The sequence below is a fragment of the Chitinophagales bacterium genome (assembly GCA_019638515.1).
In the GTDB taxonomy this organism is placed as follows: domain Bacteria; phylum Bacteroidota; class Bacteroidia; order Chitinophagales; family LD1; genus UBA7692.
Genome location: JAHBTS010000001.1, coordinates 308417 through 328040 on the forward strand (window position 1 = coordinate 308417; position 19624 = coordinate 328040).

The following is a 19624-nucleotide window of genomic DNA, read 5'->3' on the forward strand; positions in this document are numbered from 1 at the left end:
ACCATTTTACACCTTCGGCAATATAAGATTTGGTAAGAACAAAAGTTTTAGCTGCTTACAATGCTGCTAATCCTTTTATTTGCGCTGCTAATTTTATTGTATGAAAGTATCTTACAACTGGTTAAAAAGCTATTTACCCATTTCAAATAATATTGAAGAAGTATCTACACTGCTCACCTCCATTGGTTTAGAAGTAGAAGACGTACACGTTTTTGAAACCATCGAAGGCGGTTTGAAAAATGTAGTAATTGGTGAAGTGCTGAGCTGCGAAAAACACCCCGATGCCGATAAACTAAAAGTAACCACCGTGAATATTGGCACGGCAGAGCCGCTGCAAATTGTATGTGGAGCTCCCAATGTAGCTGCCGGACAAAAAGTGGTAGTGGCCTTAGAAGGTGCAAGCCTTTTGCCACTGGGCGCTACCGAAAAATTTCAGATAAAAAAAGCCAAAATACGGGGCGTAGAATCGAGGGGCATGATTTGTTCCGAAAAAGAACTGGGTTTGCGCGATGTGCACGAAGGAATTTTAGTGTTGCCGCAACATGCAGCACCTGGAACTCCTGCTGCCGAATACTTTAATATAGAAACCGATTATGTGTTTGAAATAGGGCTAACACCCAACCGCAGCGATGCCTTTTCGCATATTGGCGTAGCCCGCGATTTAAAAACGGTACTCAATGTGCGCCATCAACAACAGCTTACCTTACAAATGCCATCAACCAATACTTGGCAAAATTCCGGTGAGCCAAATCCGATTGCTATCGAAATTCAAAATACCACAGCTTGCCCGCGATACAGCGGTATAAGCATTGCTGGCATTACCGTAAAAGAATCGCCCGATTGGCTAAAAAATAAACTAAAAGCAATAGGCATCCGCAGCATAAACAATGTGGTAGATATTACCAACTTTGTGCTGCACGAATATGGGCAGCCGCTACACGTTTTTGATGCCGATACCATTAAAGGAAATAAAGTAATAGTGCGCAATGCTTCCGAAGGAGAAAAATTTGTAACCCTCGATGGCACAGAGCGTACCTTAAAAGGTTTTGAACTCATGATTTGCAATGCCGAAGAACCCATGTGCATTGCCGGAGTTTTTGGAGGTGCCAAAAGCGGAGTTACAGCCACTACACAAAATATATTTATAGAAAGCGCCTACTTTACACCTTCAGGCATACGCAAAACTTCCTATGGGCATAATTTGCGTACCGATGCTGCTATGCACTACGAAAAAGGAACCGACCCCAGCATTACCATTACTGCGTTGCAACGTGCCGTTTCGCTTATATTAGAACTTGCGGGGGGCAAAGTGGTTGGTGCTATTGCCGATGTTTATCCTACTAAAATAGAGCCAACATCTGTAACCATACAGTTTGATTATATCCGAAAGCTTTCGGGCTTCCATATAGAGCAAAGTACTATTGTAACAATACTTCAAGAGTTAGGAATTGAAGTATCTGCCAGCACTCAAACCGGGCTGCTGCTTTCTGTTCCCACGTTTAAACCCGATGTTACCCGACCCGCAGATATTGTAGAAGAAATTCTCCGCATTTATGGCTATAATAATTTTGAATTGCCCACAAAACTCAATACGAGCATTTCTTTCAGCAGTGAAAAAAATGAAACCAAATTAGAGCAAACGCTAGCCCATTTACTTACCGGTTTGGGATTTAGTGAAGTTACCACCAACTCGGTTTCGCAATCGGCATTTGAGCAAGACACTCAATTGCAACAACAGCAAGTAAAATTGCTCAACAGCCAAACATCGGAACTGGATTGCCTACGCACATCCATGCTTTATGGCATGTTAGAAAGTGTGGCGCACAACCAAAACCGAAAGGCTTTTGATATAGCATTTTTTGAATTTGGGAAAACCTACCACAAAACCGAAAAGGGCTATAAGGAATACAAACACTTAGCGCTCTTGCTTTCCGGAAATTGGCAATCGCCCAATTGGATTACCCCAACAGAAAAGGCAGACTTTTTTCATTTAAAACAGGCTCTAGAAGGCATACTGCAAAAATTAGGAATAGAGAATACTACTTTCGCAATAGGCAACAATGCTGCATTGCAAAATGCTTTTGCCATACAAAAAACAGGGAAAGAAATATGCTTTGGCGGTGAAGTAAGCCACACCGTAAAACAACGCTTTGGTATAAAAGGTAATGTGCTTTTTGCTTGTTTGGATTTTAATAAATTACTTACAGAAAGCGCCCAGGCAAAAATTACTTTTAAACCGCTTCCCAAATACCCATCGGTAAAGCGCGATTTAGCTTTGGTGGTAGAAAAAGATGTAACCTTCAGCGCCATAGAAACACTGGCAAAAAAGGAATCAAAAAACTTACTTACCGAAATTTCGCTGTTTGATGTTTATGAAGGCGAAAAAATAGAAGCAGGAAAAAAATCCTGTGCCGTAAGTTTTGTGTTTCAGCATTCCGAGAAAACACTTACCGATGAAGAAGTTGAAAAAACGATGAGCCGTTTGGTAACATCGTTTGAGCGCGAATTGGGAGCCGGTATTAGGAAGTAGCCTACATGGCAACTTCTGCTTCGCGGCTATGTTCTAGAATAATTTCTATACTGGTGCGGCTGGGCTTTAAGCTCATTTCGTCTAATGCAATTTGCAAGTCTATTATCTCTTGTAATGTATTATCCAGCGATTCATCTGCAAAAAGTTGTTGTTGCAATTCGCTGGTGGCAGCCGGAGCCAATTCGCCATAAGCTGCTAATAATAAATGATTGGGTGTAAAGTTCTGTTTCATGATTTTTTTGTTTTGCATATAGAACGCAAAAGCATTTTTTTTAGTGTGTTAGAAAATGCCTTTCACCCTTTTAAATTTTCAACCACCATTGCTAATGGGCCTCTAGCCAGTTTAAGCCGGTGCCAATTTCAACCACTATTGGCACATTTGTTTTTATGGCTTGCGCCATCTGTTTTTCAATAATAGGTTGAATAATATCTAACTCGCTTCGATGTGCATCAAACACCAATTCATCGTGGACTTGCAGTGTCATTTTACTTTTTAAATTCAGCCTGTTAAACTCGTTGTGAATGTTTATCATGGCAATTTTAATAAGATCGGCAGCACTACCTTGCACGGGAGCATTTATAGCTTCGCGCTCTGCAAACCCGCGAACGGTAAAGTTGCGGCTGTTAATGTCATTTAAAAAGCGTTTTCTGCCCATAATGGTTTGCACATAGCCGTGTTCGCGGGCAAAGCGCAAGGTGTCGTCCATATACTGCTTTATTCCCGGAAACTGTTTAAAGTAGTTTTCTATTAGCTCGGCTGCCTCTTTTCTGGCAATACCTAAGCGTTGGCTTAAGCCAAAGGCAGAAATGGCATAAATAATACCAAAGTTTACCATTTTGGCGTTGCTGCGCTGTGTTTTAGTTACGGCACTTACCTCTACGCCATATACTTTAGCTGCGGTAGCCGCATGTATATCCATACCTTTGTCAAAGGCTTCGAGCATGGCGGTATCTTTGCTTATTTCTGCCACTAAGCGCAATTCTATTTGCGAATAATCGGCACTGAGCAACACATATTCTTCGCTGCGGGCAATAAATGCTTTGCGTACTTGCTGCCCACGCTCGGTGCGGATAGGGATATTCTGCAAATTCGGTGCTACGGAACTTAGCCTTCCGGTGGCAGCAATGGTTTGATTAAAAGTGGTATGCACCCTGCCAGTTTTAGGATGAACCAATTGGGGCAAAGTATCTACATAAGTACTTTTTAATTTCCCGATTTCACGGAAATTGAGCAGTGCTTCGGCAATTGGGTGATGCTTCACCAATGCTTGCAGCGCCTCTTCGTTTGTAGAAAGTTGTCCGGTAGAAGTCTTTTTTCCTTCAAACGGTAGTTTCATTTCGCTATATAAAACTTCACCCAGTTGCTTAGGTGAATCTATATTGAACTCTCGTCCGGCAAATTCAAAAATTTTTGTTTGCAGTTGCAGCAAATCTGCTTGCAGTTCTTTGCTGTAATCGTTCAAAAATAGGCTGTCTATATTTACGCCTTCGCGCTCCATGGCTGCTAATACGGGAATGAGCGGGTGCTCAATTTGGTTCAATACATTTTCTACTGCACGCTGCTGCACCATTGGTGCAAAAACTTGCTTTAACTGTAATGTGATATCGGCATCTTCGGCAGCATATTCGGCTATTTGAGGCAAGGGCACATCTGCCATACTGCCTTGGTTTTTGCCCTTCTTTCCAATAAGCGCTTCTATAGAAACGGGCGTATAACCCAAATAAGTTTCGCTTAGGTAATCCATGCCGTGTTTCATGTCGGGCTCAATAAGATAATGGGCTAACATGGTATCGTAGATAGGCGCTGCTACTTGTATGCCATAGTGATACAGCACGTGCATATCAAATTTTAGATTTTGCCCGATTTTGGTTTTGGATGTATCCTCCAATAATGTTTTAAAGCGCTGAATTAAGGCTTTTGCCGCTTCAAAATCGGGTGGACATGGCACATAAAATGCTTCGGTAGGTTTTATGCTAAAAGAAAGCCCTACGATACTGAAATCAAAATAATCGAGCGAAGATGTTTCGGTGTCGAAACAAAACTCTTCGGCTTGCTCTAACTGCTCTAGCAACTGCTGAATAGATATTACTTGTATGCCATCTTGTGCCAATGCGGCATTATCGGTTGCTATTATGTATTGATGTGCTGTATTTTTTATTGTTTTTCCGCGCTCTTCGGGCTGTGGTGCTGCTTGCACTTCTACTGCGGCTGCAAATAAATCGCCTTGTGCAGATGGTGGCAGTGCTTGTTCTTTTCGTTCGGCAGCAGTTGTGTTGTTGTTCACTACAAAACTTTCGCCCAAAACTTTTTTGCCTAATGTTCTAAACTCCAGTTCGGTAAAAAGTGCTGCCAACGCTTCTCTGTCCGGTTCATCTAAATGCAAATCGGCATCGGTTACACTCAAGGGTACATCTAAAATTATAGTTGCCAAATGTTTAGAAATTTTACCCTGCTCGGCATGGGTTTTAATATTCTCGCCCAACTTGCCTTTTATATTAGCGGCATTGGCAATTATATTCTCCATGGAGCCATATTCCTTCAATAGTTTTTTGGCAGTTTTTTCGCCCACACCCGGTATGCCCGGAATATTATCTACGCTATCGCCCCATAAACCAAGAATATCTATTACTTGCTCCGGGCGTTCTACTTCCCATTTTTCGAGTATTTCCTTTACGCCCAAAATTTCTACATCACTGCCTTGTCTTCCGGGCTTATATATTTTAATGTTTTCTTCTACCAATTGTGCATAATCTTTATCGGGCGTAACCATATACACCAAATGACCTTCGCGGGCTTTTTGCTTGGCAAGCGTACCAATAATATCATCGGCTTCGTAACCCGGCACTTCAAGTACCGGAATTTTCATGGCTGCAATAATTTGTTTAATCCATGGTATAGAAAGTGCAATATCTTCGGGCATAGCCTCGCGGTTTGCCTTGTAAAAGGCATATTCAACGGCTCGCGTGGTTTCTTCATCGGCACTATCGAAGACTACTGCCAAATGAGAGGGTTTTTCTTTTTGAATTAAATCCACAAGTGTTTGTGTAAAGCCGGAAACAGCGCTTACATTCATTCCCTTGCTGTTGCGCAAAGGGTTGGCAATAAATGCAAAGTATGCACGGTAAATCAATGCGTAAGCATCTAACAAAAACAACTTGTTATCTGCCCAATCGGTATTTGTTGCAGCCATGTGGCGAACATAGTTCTTTTAAGTTTTTTGAAAATTTAAAAAAGACAATGAACACAAAAGGTATGGAAATATGCATGTTTGTTTATGGAAAATTTCAACCGTAAACTCCATTGGGAAAATATTTACCAAACCAAACAACTAAACGAAGTAAGTTGGTACCAGCCCACACCTCAAACTTCATTAGATTTTATTGAAGAATTACAACTTCCTGCCGCTGCCCATATTATTGATGTAGGCGGGGGCGATAGCTTTCTGGTAGATAACCTGCTGCGATTAGGATTTCAAAATATTTCGGTACTCGATATTTCTGAAGCAGCAATAGAAAGAGCTAAAATGCGATTAGGCGCTCAAGCCGAAAAAATTACTTGGATAGCAGCCGATGTTGCAGCATTTAAGCCACAACAGCAATACCATCTTTGGCACGATCGTGCAGCTTTTCATTTTTTAACCCAGCCGCACGAAATTGCGGCATACAAGGCAACTGCTTGCCAGCACATTTTGCCCGGAGGGTTTTTAGTTATAGGCACCTTTTCGGAACAAGGCCCGCAAAAATGCAGCGGTATTCCCATTCAGCAATATTCGGAGGAGCAAATGGAACAGCTTTGGCACCCTTACTTTCGCAAGTTGCAAAGTGTTACTACCAATCACCCAACGCCTTTTAACACCATGCAGAGTTTTACCTTTTGCAGCTTTAAAAAAGTGGAGTAAGTATGCAAATTTTAAGATTTAATACGTCTAATAATTGGCGCACTCAACTTGCAAGTATTTTCGTCCACACCCTGTGGGAAATTATTCATTCAAACCATTATCCACAAACGAAAGCTACATCCAATCAGCGTTATGAATTTTCAAAATCCGATGCACACACCCCCTGTTGAAAACAACCCTTCTAAATTTTTCCCTTGAAATTTACATTCGTTCCACGATAGCGATTTTGCTTTTTTGATTTCGTTATTGCTCAACAGCATTTTCAAATTTATTTACTACACCTCAAAATAATTTAGCCGATGGCAAAGAAACTTACCAAAGGACTGAAAGTAGAACGCTACTTTACAAAGGAAGGCAAAAACCCTTTCGATTTATTTGACTATGAATTGCGCAGTAGCGTTATTCGCAATCCTAAGGGAGATGCTGTTTTCGAAATGCACAATGTAGAAGTGCCAAAATTTTGGAGCCAAGTAGCTACCGATATTTTAGCACAAAAGTATTTCCGCAAAGCAGGTGTTCCGCAAGCCGATGGCACATTAGGCGGAGAAACCTCTATAAAGCAAACGGCACACCGCCTAGCAGACTGTTGGCGTTTTTGGGGTGAAAAGTACGGATACTTTGCCTCTAAGAAAGATGCCGATGTGTTTTATGATGAAATAGTGTACTCCTTAGTAAGCCAGATGGCAGCGCCCAATAGCCCGCAGTGGTTCAATACAGGGCTGCACACTTCTTACGGTATTACTGGCAAGCCTCAAGGACACTATTATGTAGATCCTCAAACCGAAGAGTTAAAAGAATCTACCTCTGCATACGAACGCCCGCAACCACACGCTTGTTTTATTCTTTCTGTAGATGACGATTTAGTAAGCGGAGGAGGCATTATGGATTTATGGGTGCGCGAAGCACGTATTTTCAAATACGGTTCAGGTGTAGGAACCAACTTCAGCAGTATTCGTGGCGAAGGAGAAAAATTAAGCGGAGGTGGCACATCTTCCGGCTTAATGAGTTTCCTTAAAATTGGCGATAGTGCAGCAGGAGCTATTAAATCTGGAGGTACTACCAGGCGTGCTGCTAAGATGGTATGCTTAGATTTAGACCACCCAGAAATTATCGACTTCATTGAATGGAAAATGAAGGAAGAAGATAAAGTAGCCGCGCTTATTGCAGCAGGTTACGATAACCACTACGAAGGCGAAGCATATCGCACTGTAAGCGGTCAAAATTCCAACAACTCTGTGCGCGTGCCAAACAGTTTCTTCCACGCCTTAGAAAAAGGCGATAAATGGGCGCTGAGAGCACGCACCAACGGTAAGCCAATGAAAGAAATTTCATCTACCGAGTTGTGGGATAAAATTGCAATGGCAGCATGGCGCTGTGCCGATCCGGGTGTTCAGTTCGATACCACTATCAACGAATGGCACACCTGCCCGGCAGATGGCCCCATCCGCGCCAGCAATCCATGCAGCGAATACATGTTTTTAGACAACACTGCATGCAACCTTGCTTCTTTCAACCTACGTAAATTTTTCAATGACCAAACACTTGAGTTTGATGTAAAAGGCTTTGAACACCAAAGCCGCATTTGGACTATGGTACTGGAAATTTCGGTACTTATGGCACAATTCCCATCAAAAGAAGTAGCACAACTTTCGTACGAATTCCGCACACTTGGTTTAGGGTTTGCCAATCTAGGCTCTGTGCTTATGGTAAGCGGCATTCCTTACGATAGCGATAAAGCACGTGCCATTGGCGGAGCCATCACAGCTATTATGACCGGAGTTGCCTATAAAACATCGGCAGAAATGGCTGCCAACTTAGGCACTTTTGCCGGCTACGAGCGCAATAAAGAAAATATGCTGCGTGTAATGCGCAACCACCGCTATGCCGCATACAATGCTTCTCCGGAAACTTATGAAGGCATAGAAATAAAACCTTTAGGAATTGACCCTCAATTTTGCCCAGATTACTTACTGCAATCTGCAACCAATGCGTGGGACGATGCATTGAAACTAGGTGAACAATACGGTTTCCGCAATGCTCAAGCCACCGTAATTGCTCCAACCGGAACCATTGGCTTACTTATGGATTGCGACACAACTGGAGTTGAACCCGATTTTGCATTGGTGAAGTTTAAAAAACTATCAGGAGGAGGTTATTTTAAAATAGTAAACGAATCTGTGCCTTACGCACTTAAAAATTTAGGATACGCTAAAAATGAAATTGAAGCTATTGTAAACTATGCTAAAGGACACGCCACTCTCTTTGGCGCACCGGGCGTAAATCCCGAAAGCCTAAAAGCAAAAGGATTTACAGCAGCAGATATTGAAAAAGTAGAAGCTAACTTGCCTTCGGCCTTCGATATTACTTTTGCATTTAATGTATGGACATTGGGCGAAGATGCTATGCAACGCCTCGGCATCAGCAAAGAGCAATACAACGACAGCACATTTAACTTACTGCGCACCATTGGCTTTACTAAAGCAGAAATTGAAGCAGCCAACAAATATGTATGCGGCACTATGACCGTAGAAGGCGCTCCATTCTTGAAAGAAGAGCATTTGCCAGTGTTTGATTGCGCCAACAAATGTGGCACAATAGGACAACGCTTTATTCATGCACATGGCCACATCCGTATGATGGCAGCCGTGCAACCATTTATTAGCGGAGCCATTTCAAAAACCATTAACCTACCCAACGAAGCTACCGTTGAAGATATTCAAAGTTGCTATGAACTAAGTTGGAAGTTAGGCTTAAAAGCCAACGCACTTTACCGCGATGGATGCAAACTTTCTCAACCGCTTTCAAACAAAAAAGACGAAGAGAAAGAAACGACCTCTGCTACCGAAGTAACATCTTCTACTGCAGCCCCTGAGCAAGAAATGAGTAAACTTACTCCTGAGCAAGTTTTAGAGGCAGCACGCATCTTTATGCAAGAAAGCAGCGATACTCAATTTAAAACAGCACTTGCTAGAATTGTAGAGCGCAAACGCTTACCTCACAAACGCAATGGTTTTACGCAGAAAGCAAAAATTGGAGGACAAACAGTATTTGTACGCACAGGCGAGTACGAAGATGGAACCGTAGGTGAAATTTTCATTGATATGCACAAAGAAGGAGCTTCGTTCCGCAGCCTAATGAACTGCTTTGCCATTTCTGTTTCCATTGGCTTGCAATACGGAGTGCCTTTAGATGAGTTTGTAAACAAATTTACATTCACCCGTTTTGAACCAAGCGGCATGGTAGATCATCCGAATATTAAAAATGCATCTTCCATAGTAGATTATATATTCCGCTTGCTTGGCTTTGAGTACTTGAACCGTACCGATTTAGTACACGTTACTCCGGAGCAAATAGCCATGCGTGAGCGCAGTACTTTAGATTTAACTACAGACATTGGCGATGAACCGGTTGCCGAGCGCGAACACAGTGTTCAGGAGTTTAAAGTAAGCAAGCCAGTATCTGCCAGTATGAGCGTTCCTGCAGAAAAAGAGGCGCCAAAGGCTACGGCAGCACGTGCTGTAACAGTTGTAAAGCCAAGCAGCTTAGAAGCATTTAACCAAGCAGCCAAAGGACAAATGGGCGATGCTCCGGCATGCAGCGTTTGCGGTAATATAACTATTAGAAGCGGCACCTGCTACAAATGCCTAAACTGTGGCAACAGCATGGGTTGCAGTTAATAAAACAGCTATCTTGTTTATCTAAAAAAGCTGCTCCAAAAGGGCAGCTTTTTTAGTTTAAAGCAGCGCTGCATTTCTGTAGCTCATTTGGCAATAAACATGGTATTTGTATTTTCGAATGGAATCGTGTCGTGTAATAGCATGTTATTTTAATAAATGAATTTTTGGGGTACACTTCGTCATCAGATAGTTGTCTTCGCAGTCTTTTTTCTTTCGTGGGAGTGTGTTGGGCAGCAGCCTGCATTTTCAATTCTTGGCGAAGATCAATTCAAAGGTGTTCAAATTTATGACATCATTCAAGACAATGAGCAGAACTATTGGTTTGCAACAAATGAGGGACTTTTTTACTACAATTTTTCTTCGTTTGAAAAGGTAGAGTGCAATGAGGCGAAAAGCAGTTCCGTGTTTAACTTTGTGAAGAATGAAAAGGGATATATTTTTTGCCACAATCTTAATAATCAAGTTTTTCAGATAAAGGATAAGCAATGGAAGCTTTTCTATGAGTTGAAAAAAGAAGAAGTTGGTGCAGATATTTCATTGGCTATCGGTAGCGATCAAGAATTACTCGTGTCATCGCGCAATGTAATTGCCATAAATGAAGCCGGTAAAGTTGTTCAAACCTATGTAAATCGTATAAAGTATGTTGGTCCGCCCTTTCAGTTAAAAGATGGCCGAGTCATTTTTCACTTAGGGTTTTCAAATGAAATTTTATCATACAAGGATGGGAATTTCACTAAAGCTAAGCTGAATAAACAGGCTTCAGTATTGAAGTTTGTTGAGTTTGAAGGGCAGATTTTTGCAATTGATTTAAACGAAAAAATAGTTTATCCATTTAATGCGAAAACCAATTCGCTTGGCATTTCATTTGAAAATGCAATGCTTACAAGAAGTAAATCATTGAGGGTGTATCAAACCAAGGATAACCTTTGGTTTGCAGGCACTTTGCCGGGTGTTTTTAAGGTGAATGGGAAGCTTGGTGCAGAGTCCGAACCACTATTCTATCAAGATTTTTTCATTTCTGATGTGTTTGAAGATGAGGAAGGCAATGTTTTATTGGGAACCTTTGATAGAGGCGTTTTGCTTATTCCTTTTTTAGATGTTCCCGATGTATTGGCAGCATTTGAAAACAACCCTGTGAGTAGTGTAATGGTTTGTCCTTACAATGGTTTAATTCTAGGAACATCAAGTGGAAAGCTATTGCATTTTGATAGCTCGTTTACATCATTAAGTTCCTCAGGAAACAGGCCCATAGAAGCAATGGCGTGCAGTGAAAACTTTTTGCTTTTTGATGATGGAATGATTCAAGCCTATGATTTTAAGAAGAGGAAGACAATCCCGATTTTACTTGCTTCGCTGAAGGCTGCTTGCCCGGTAGATCAAAATACGTTTTACTTAGGAACCAATCGTGGGGTTTATTACTTAACAATAGATGCTTCGGGAAAAGCAACAGTGCAATTGATAAATCAACTTGCACTAAGGATACATCAAATGGCATACGAAAAGGAGCATGAAGTGCTATATGTATCCACCAGTGAAGGGGTATTTGTTTACAGAAAAAATGGTCAGCTAGAGAAGATAAACTATCATTCAAAAACTATTTATCCAAATGCCATCCAGCAGATAAATGGAAAGGTGTATATGCTCACTAAACAAGATGGAATTTTAGTGTATCAAAATGAAAGGAATGTGGATGTTATTCTTCCGAAGGTAGAAGGAAAAGTTGTGTCATTGAAAAAGATTCAGCTATTTAAGGAAACAATAATAGGGAATACGGCATTTGGATTGTTTCAATTCGATTTTAAAGGGCGTTTGATTCGTGCTATCAATGCGCATTCAGGTTTTTCAACCAAGCGCATTATTGATTTTACCATTTTCAATGACCGTTTATGGGTGAGTCATTCAGGTGGCTTTCAGATGGTTGATGTAACTAAAAGTTATCATGATAAAAGCGCCTTGAGTATTCGTTTCGATAAAATTTTAGTAGGAAGCAATGAGGATTTTCTTCATAAAAAGGGGCGTTTGAAAAGAAACCAACATCGAATAAAATTTGTGTTTTCAGTTCCTACCTTGCGCAATAGGAAGATGCTTCATTATTACTACCAACTTTCGGGTGCCGACACTAACTGGACACGACTACAGTATGATCAAAATGAAGTAACATTTAATGCTTTATCGTCAGGCAAGTATGAATTTCAGGTAAAGGCCGAGTCTGGAGGAAAATTTAGCCCTACCATTAAATATGCATTTGTAATTCCTACTCCTATTTATTTAACGTGGTGGTTTTTGTTGATTACAATAAGTTCATTTTTAGGTATCGTATATTGGTTTTACCGAAGGCAGTTATCCATTCAGCAAAAAAAATCAGCGCAGATAAATGAACTCTATGCTTCAAAACTTACGGCCATACAATCGCAGATGAACCCCCATTTTATTTTCAATTCATTGAACTCTATTCAAGATTTAGTGTTGAAGAAAGATGTTAAACATTCCTACTCGTATATCAGCACGTTTTCAGATTTAGTCCGTAGAACGTTGAGTTATTCAGAAAAAGATTTCATTACCTGTGAGCAAGAAGTATCCTTGCTGGAGTTATACCTTTCGCTCGAACAATTGCGTTTTAAACAAGAGTTGAGCTATGAAATTACAACCAACCATATTGAAGATATTATGTTGCCGCCTATGCTCATTCAACCGTTTATCGAAAACTCGTTGGTGCATGGTTTGTTGCACAAAGAGGGGCAAAAAATATTGAAGATTAATCTGGAGTTGGTTGACGAACGATTGCTTTGTATAATAGAGGATAATGGAGTAGGAAGAGAAGAAGCGATGAGAATCAGAGAGCGACAACGGGGCGACCATCAATCATTTTCATCGGAGGCAATTCGCAAGCGTTTCGAGATTTTAAGTCAGGTATTCAAAGGCGATTTTGGTTTTGTTTATGAAGATGTTTTTGAAAATGGCAGGGTTACCGGCACGCGGGTAATTCTTACAATTCCTTATAGACGGAAATACTAATCTATTCGTAAAGGAAATTATACGTTTCGTGAAATTCGCTAACTTGATTATAGACAAAAAGCAATTCTTTGTCTTATATGCACAAGATTAGAGCAGTAATAGTGGATGATGAAGAAAGCGCAAGAGATGTGCTTGAAAATTTATTGCTCTTGTTCTGTGAAGAAGTGGAGGTGCTTGCCAAATGTGCTAACATTCCTTTGGCCGTAGAAGAAATAAAAAAGCATGAACCCGACCTTGTGTTTCTGGATATAGAAATGCCCAAGTATGCAGGATATGAGATTGTAAACTTTTTTGATGCCATACATTTCCAGATGATTTTTGTTACCGCATACGACCAATATGCAGTGAAAGCATTTGAAGTAGCGGCCATTGATTATTTATTGAAACCGGTGAAGATTGAAAGGTTGCAAGCGGCAGTTGAGCGAGTTCGCCAGCGAAAAAACCTTGAAGGACAGCAACAAAAGCTAAGTGTATTGAAAACAGCCATGGAAAGTAAGGAAATTAAAAGCATGCTCGTTTTCGATAAGGCACAGCAAAATGTAGTGCAATTTGATAGTATCATAGCCATTGAGGCACAAGAATCATATTGCATTATTCATTGTATCGATCAACAATTTGTTGTAAGCAAGAATCTTTCTCACTTTGAAAAAACCTTAGAAGGCAATGTCGATTTTTTTAGGTCGCATCGTTCGTGGATAGTGAATAAAAAGCACATTTCGAAATACTCGAAAACCAACTTAAATATTTATTTGAGTAATAATATGGAGACCAAATTATCCAAATACAGAAAAGTAGAGTTTGAAGAATTTCTACTCAGTTAGCCATCATTTCTCTATTCAAAATTTTATCACAGAGGTAAAGCCTGTCCATTCATGAACTAAATTGGCTATTCATGAAGTATCAATAAGAGTGCTTCCTCTTTCTATCTACGTTTGAGTAAACAAATATTGAAAAGACGATGAGAAAGATTGCCTTACTAACCTTTGCATTATTATTTAGCTTACACAATATGTATTGTCAAGATTTTTCTTGGGGAAAATCAGGAGGAAATACAGGGAATGAGTATGCGCGCAGTATCTTTGTGGATGGCGCAGGGAGTGTTTACACGGTAGGATCCTTTAGTGGAACGGTAGATTTCGATCCGGGATCAGGGGTATCTAATTTAACGGCAGTAGGGTCAACAGATGCATATATTCAAAAATTAAATTCTGCAGGCGCATTTGTTTTTGCTCGAAGATTTGGAGGCGCTGGCGATGCTGTTGCCTATGGAGTTACCGTTGATCCCAATAATTTCATATACATTACAGGTTCATTTACCGGCAATATGGATTCTGACCCTAATGCCGGCACTTCACTTTTAACATCTGCCGGGGGCACTGATATTTTCTTAATTCGCCTAAGTGCATCTGCTGTATGGAGTTATTCTACTCGCTTTGGCAGTACCGGAGATGATGTTGGATTGTCGGTTTGTGCTAATGCAGGCGCTTTTGCTTTAACCGGAACAATCACAGGTGTTGTAGATTTTGATCCGGGGGCTGGAGTTGCCAATATAGGTATTATCAATCTTACACAAGGATTCATTGCGCGATATGTACCTGGTGTTTTTTATACTTTTGCTCATACACTTGGGATTTCTGCGAATGCTTCTGAAATGGATGTTTCGGGAAATATTTATACAACAGGTGTAGGATTTAATGCGGGTAGTAATGATGCGTTTGTAAAAAAATTTGGGCCAACCGGAACGGTTACTTGGACTAAGTATTTAGGAGGAGCATCCGGTGATGGTGGATATGGCATTGCAACAGATGTTACAGGCAATGTTTACACAACCGGTTTTTTTAGTGGTACTGCTGATTTTGATCCCGATGCAGGTGTAGTATCTATTACAAGTGGTGGTTCGAATGATATTTATGTAAGTAAACTGGATACAAATGGAAGCTACGTTTGGGCAGTAGGATTTTCGGGAACAGGGGATGACCGAGGGGTTACAATTGATACCGATCCCGATGGCAATGTTTATACAGCCGGATATTTTAGAAGCACAGTTGATTTTGATCCCGGAGCAGGGGTTTCAAATTTATCGTCATCAGGCTTAACGGATGGCATGGTGTGCAAATTAAATGCGAGTGGTCAATATGTATGGGCGCAAAAGATTGGTTCAACCGGCAACGATGCAATTCAAGGAATAAGGATTGAACAATCCGCGAATATTCATTTGGCAGGTTATTTCAGTGGCACTGTAGATGTTGATCCGGCAGCAAGTGTTGCTAACTTGGTTGCAGTAGGAGGAACAGATTATTGTGTTGTTAAGTGGATACCTTGTATAATTCCGGCTGCCCCTACTAATACAACTCCAGCAAATAACTTAGTGGTTTGCAATGGGGAATCAACTGTTTTATCGGCAAGTGGCACGGGAACAATTGGTTGGTACTCATCGGCAACCGGAGGTACCTATCTAGGCGGTGGCAGTAGTTTTACAACACCTGTTTTAACTTCCGACACTAGTTTTTATGTTCAAGACAGTAGTTGTTTACCGGGTCCTCGGAAACGGATATACGTAAGTGTTCTGTCATCTATCGCCAATCAAACGGTAAGTTCTTCCCCATCAAGTGTCTGTGTGGGTCAATCTGCAACCGTTTCCATATCCGGTAGCGAGGTGAATAAGGTGTATTCTTTACGTGATAACTCAAACAATGCTGTAATTGATGGTCCTATTGCCGGAACAGGTGCTGCACTCAATTTCTCGACAGGCGCTATAAATTCTACTACCACATACAATGTGTATGCTGTATCACAACCTACAAATTATGCACTTGATTTAGATGGTGTGGATGACTATATAGACTTAGGCACAAACAATAGAGGAATTACAAGTACCGTAACTGTATCGGCTAAAGTGAAGGCTGCTGTTACCGGTGCTTCACAATTTATAGTCAGCAAATATGTGGCCGCTTCACTTGGATTCTATCTGTATATTGATGCTACCGGAAAGGCTGCAATTCAAGGTAGAGATGCTGCCGGAGCAGCTAAAACATCGGGTGTTTCTACCACTGTTGTAGCAGATAATCAATGGCATGAGGTAACAGGTGTTGTGAGAAATACCGGTTGGGAAATTTGGGTAGATGGAGTATTGGAAAATTCCGGTGCTTACTCATTGGGCGCAGCAGGATTGGCTACTACTGCCGGACTACTTGTTGGCTACTTTAGTCCAAATTATTCAACAATGGATGTAGATCATGTAGCTATATGGAATACAGCGTTATCTACACCAACCATTGCAGCTAACAACTTCGCATGTTTAACAGGCTCTGAGGCAAACCTGGTTGGATATTTTAAGTTTAATGAAGGCACAGGAACTGTTGTTAACGATTTGTCGAGTAGCGCCCTGAACGGTTCTTTGGTGAATATGACGGCTCCTGCTTGTTGGATTTCCGGAAGCAATGCGGTGTGTATGTCAGGTTGTGATTTACAAATGGCAAACACGGTTACCATTTCTACCATTGCAGCTCCTGCGCAACCTACCATTACACCAAGTGGCTCTACCGTCATTTGTTCAGGAGGTTCAGTTACTTTAACTTCTTCTCCCGGAACAACATATTTATGGTCAACCGGTGCAACCACCTCTTCAATTACTGTTTCAGCAGCGGGTACATACTCAGTTCAGGTTACCAATGCAGCCGGATGCCAATCAGTGCCAAGTGCAGGAACAACGGTTACCATCGGCTCTTCACCGGCTCAACCCACTATCTCCGCAGGAGGGCCAACAACGTTCTGTGCGGGCGGTTCGGTTACGCTTACCTCTTCTGCAGGAACCTCTTATTTGTGGTCGAATGGGGCAACTACAGCATCAATCAATGTAACCAATTCAGGTACTTATACAGTGCAAGTTACCAATGCATCCGGATGCCAGTCAGTGCCTAGTGCCGGTACAACGGTAACGGTGAATTCCTTACCTGCACAACCCACCATTACTGCCGGAGGGCCTACAACATTCTGTGCAGGCGGTTCGGTTACGCTTACCTCTTCTGCCGGAACAACTTACTTGTGGTCGAACGGAGCAACCACAGCATCCATTTCACCCACCACTTCAGGCACATACACTGTTCAGGTAACTAATGCAGCAGGTTGCCAATCGGTAGCAAGTGCCGGTACAACAGTAACGGTGAATTCATTACCGGCACAACCCACCATTACAGCCGGAGGGCCAACAACATTCTGCGCGGGTGGTTCGGTTACGCTTACCTCTTCTGCAGGAACTACTTACTTGTGGTCGAACGGAGCAACCACAGCATCCATTTCACCCACCACTTCAGGAACATACACTGTTCGGGTTACTAACGCAGCAGGTTGTCAATCTGTAGCAAGTGCCGGTACAACAGTAACGGTAAATTCCTTGCCTGCACAACCCACCATTACAGCCGGAGGGCCAACAACATTCTGTGCAGGCGGTTCGGTTACGCTTACATCTTCTGCAGGAACAACTTACTTGTGGTCGAATGGGGCAACAACAGCATCAATTTCACCAACCACTTCAGGAACATACACTGTTCAGGTAACTAACGCAGCAGGTTGCCAATCGGTAGCAAGTGCCGGAACAACAGTAACGGTAAATTCCTTGCCTGCGCAACCCACCATTACAGCCGGAGGGCCAACAACATTCTGCGCGGGTGGTTCTGTTACACTTACATCTTCTACAGGAACAACTTACTTGTGGTCGAACGGAGCAACCACAGCATCCATTTCACCCACCACTTCAGGCACATACACTGTTCAGGTAACTAACGCAGCAGGTTGCCAATCTGTAGCAAGCGCAGGTAAAACAGTAACGGTGAATTCATTACCTGGAAAACCTACTGTTACTGCCGGAGGACCAACAACATTCTGTGCAGGCGGTTCGGTTACGCTTACATCATCTGCCGGAACATCTTATTTGTGGTCGAGTGGGGCAACCACGGCTTCTATTTCTCCAACCACTTCAGGAACATATACTGTTCGGGTTACGAATGCAGCCGGATGTCAATCCGTAGCAAGTGATAGCGTTACTGTAACGGTAAATACCTTGCCAACTATTAGTTTAGGAACAGTTTCTAACCCTACTTCTTGTACGGTGGATAATGGATCGGTTACCATAGTTGGTTCAGGAAACGGAACATTGACGTGGTCAGGTGCGGCAAATGGATCTCAAGTGGTTTCAAACTTCCCCGACACTGTTTTCAATTTAGGCGATGGTAATTATTCAATTTACTTTACCGATGGAAATGGATGTGTGTCAAGCGCACTCAATGTTACATTGACGACTCCTTCTGCACCTCCTGCCCCTACAATTACTGCGGGTGGCCCAACAAGTTTTTGCCCGGGCGGTTCAGTTACCTTGACTGCTTCAAATGCTGCATCATATCTATGGTCAACAGGCGATACAACAGCTTCTATTACTGTAATGAATTCAGGAAATTATTCGGTAGGTATTATAGATGCACAAGGATGTGCTTCACCGTCAAGCAATATTACTACGATAACTGTTTTCAATCCGCCTGTTATCGCTATCGGTTCAAGTGCTAATCCAACAACATGCTTAGCGAATGATGGCTCAGTGGAAATTGTGGGTTCGTCAACAGGCGATTTATCATGGACGGGACAAAGCAGCGGAAGTCAGGCTTCTGTAGTATTGCCTTACACTGTTTCTAATCTTGCGGCAGGCAACTATACTTTTTCACTTGTTGACAGTAATGGTTGTACATCTGCCAATCTTTCTCATACTTTGGTGGCACCTAATGCACCTGCAGCGCCAACAATTACAGCGAGCGGACCGTTGAGTTTTTGTGAGGGAAATTCAGTAACGCTTTCAGTGCCTTCGGCATCAGCATACGCATGGTCTAATGGTGATACTTCACAATCAATAGTTGTTACACATGCCGGCTCGTTTTCTGTAAATGTTACTGATACAAATGGCTGCACATCACTGCAAAGTGCTACCACTATAGTATGGGTTGATTCGATGCCTGACCTTACCGTTACAAACACAAACAATGTGCTTACGGCAACACAAGCCGGAGCAAGTTACAATTGGATAGATTGTGCAACGGGTAATAGTGTAGGTGCTGCAAATGCCCAATCATTTACCCCGAGTGCAAATGGAAGCTATGCGGTTATCATTACTAAAGGAACTTGCGCTGATACATCTGCTTGCGTACAAGTTTTCATTAGTGGAATAAACGAGGAAAGCATGGCACATGTTTCTATACAGCCAAATCCGGGGTTGAATGAGGTGAGCATTGTATCAGACTTTATGATTGAAGAGGTTGCGATTTACAGCACATCAGGTGGATTGGTGCAACGAGAGTTTGAAAACACATTTAATGTGCAGCACTTGGCTAGTGGCGTTTATTTCGTTCAAGTAAAAAGTATGAAAGGAACAAAAGTGCTTCGTTTTGTGAAGCAGTAGCCAATCTTAACAGAAAGGAGAAACTTAAAAACCTTACACCATTTTTTGTTAGAAATTGGTG

Annotated in this window: 8 protein-coding genes; 6 read left to right on the top strand and 2 right to left on the bottom strand. The window is 41.8% G+C overall.

Annotated elements, in window-relative coordinates; all coding sequences use genetic code 11:
- The first annotated feature begins 100 nt into the window (after positions 1 to 100).
- Entirely contained in the window at positions 101 to 2530 is a 2430-nt protein-coding gene (gene pheT / locus KF872_01415; protein ID MBX2902184.1) for a phenylalanine--tRNA ligase subunit beta, read from the top strand.
- Between the two features lies 1 nt (position 2531).
- Here the strand turns inward: pheT and KF872_01420 are convergent, their stop codons facing one another.
- Together KF872_01420 and polA are read right to left on the bottom strand one after the other, a co-directional pair.
- Positions 2532 to 2762, bottom strand: a complete 231-nt coding sequence (locus KF872_01420) for a hypothetical protein (protein MBX2902185.1) — start codon at positions 2760 to 2762, stop codon at positions 2532 to 2534.
- 91 nt (positions 2763 to 2853) lie between these two features.
- On the bottom strand, positions 2854 to 5721 hold the full coding sequence (gene polA / locus KF872_01425; protein MBX2902186.1) for a DNA polymerase I: 2868 nt from the start codon (positions 5719 to 5721) through the stop codon (positions 2854 to 2856).
- Positions 5722 to 5805: 84 nt separating this feature from the next.
- Between polA and KF872_01430 the strand changes: the two genes are divergently transcribed.
- The 5 genes from KF872_01430 to KF872_01450 all read left to right on the top strand — a co-directional run bounded on the left by KF872_01430 (position 5806) and on the right by KF872_01450 (position 19563).
- Positions 5806 to 6429, top strand: a complete 624-nt coding sequence (locus tag KF872_01430; protein MBX2902187.1) for a class I SAM-dependent methyltransferase — start codon at positions 5806 to 5808, stop codon at positions 6427 to 6429.
- 299 nt (positions 6430 to 6728) lie between these two features.
- The gene (locus KF872_01435) at positions 6729 to 10106 is read left to right on the top strand and encodes a vitamin B12-dependent ribonucleotide reductase (GenBank protein MBX2902188.1); all 3378 of its coding nucleotides are present in this window, start codon (positions 6729 to 6731) and stop codon (positions 10104 to 10106) included.
- Positions 10107 to 10262: 156 nt separating this feature from the next.
- Positions 10263 to 13121 (top strand): histidine kinase, encoded by a 2859-nt coding sequence (locus tag KF872_01440; protein MBX2902189.1) that lies wholly within the window; start codon positions 10263 to 10265, stop codon positions 13119 to 13121.
- A 101-nt stretch (positions 13122 to 13222) separates the two neighbouring features.
- Positions 13223 to 13942, top strand: coding sequence for a response regulator transcription factor (locus tag KF872_01445; GenBank protein ID MBX2902190.1), 720 nt, complete (start codon positions 13223 to 13225; stop codon positions 13940 to 13942).
- Between the two features lie 188 nt (positions 13943 to 14130).
- On the top strand, positions 14131 to 19563 hold the full coding sequence (locus tag KF872_01450; protein MBX2902191.1) for a T9SS type A sorting domain-containing protein: 5433 nt from the start codon (positions 14131 to 14133) through the stop codon (positions 19561 to 19563).
- The last annotated feature ends 61 nt before the right edge of the window (positions 19564 to 19624 follow it).

Coding starts and splice junctions, on each gene's coding strand:
- pheT (MBX2902184.1), top strand. CDS start 101: ATGAAAGTATCTTACAACTGGTTAAAAAGCTATTTACCCATTTCAAAT.
- KF872_01420 (MBX2902185.1), bottom strand. CDS start 2,762: ATGAAACAGAACTTTACACCCAATCATTTATTATTAGCAGCTTATGGC.
- polA (MBX2902186.1), bottom strand. CDS start 5,721: ATGGCTGCAACAAATACCGATTGGGCAGATAACAAGTTGTTTTTGTTA.
- KF872_01430 (MBX2902187.1), top strand. CDS start 5,806: ATGGAAAATTTCAACCGTAAACTCCATTGGGAAAATATTTACCAAACC.
- KF872_01435 (MBX2902188.1), top strand. CDS start 6,729: ATGGCAAAGAAACTTACCAAAGGACTGAAAGTAGAACGCTACTTTACA.
- KF872_01440 (MBX2902189.1), top strand. CDS start 10,263: ATGAATTTTTGGGGTACACTTCGTCATCAGATAGTTGTCTTCGCAGTC.
- KF872_01450 (MBX2902191.1), top strand. CDS start 14,131: ATGTATTGTCAAGATTTTTCTTGGGGAAAATCAGGAGGAAATACAGGG.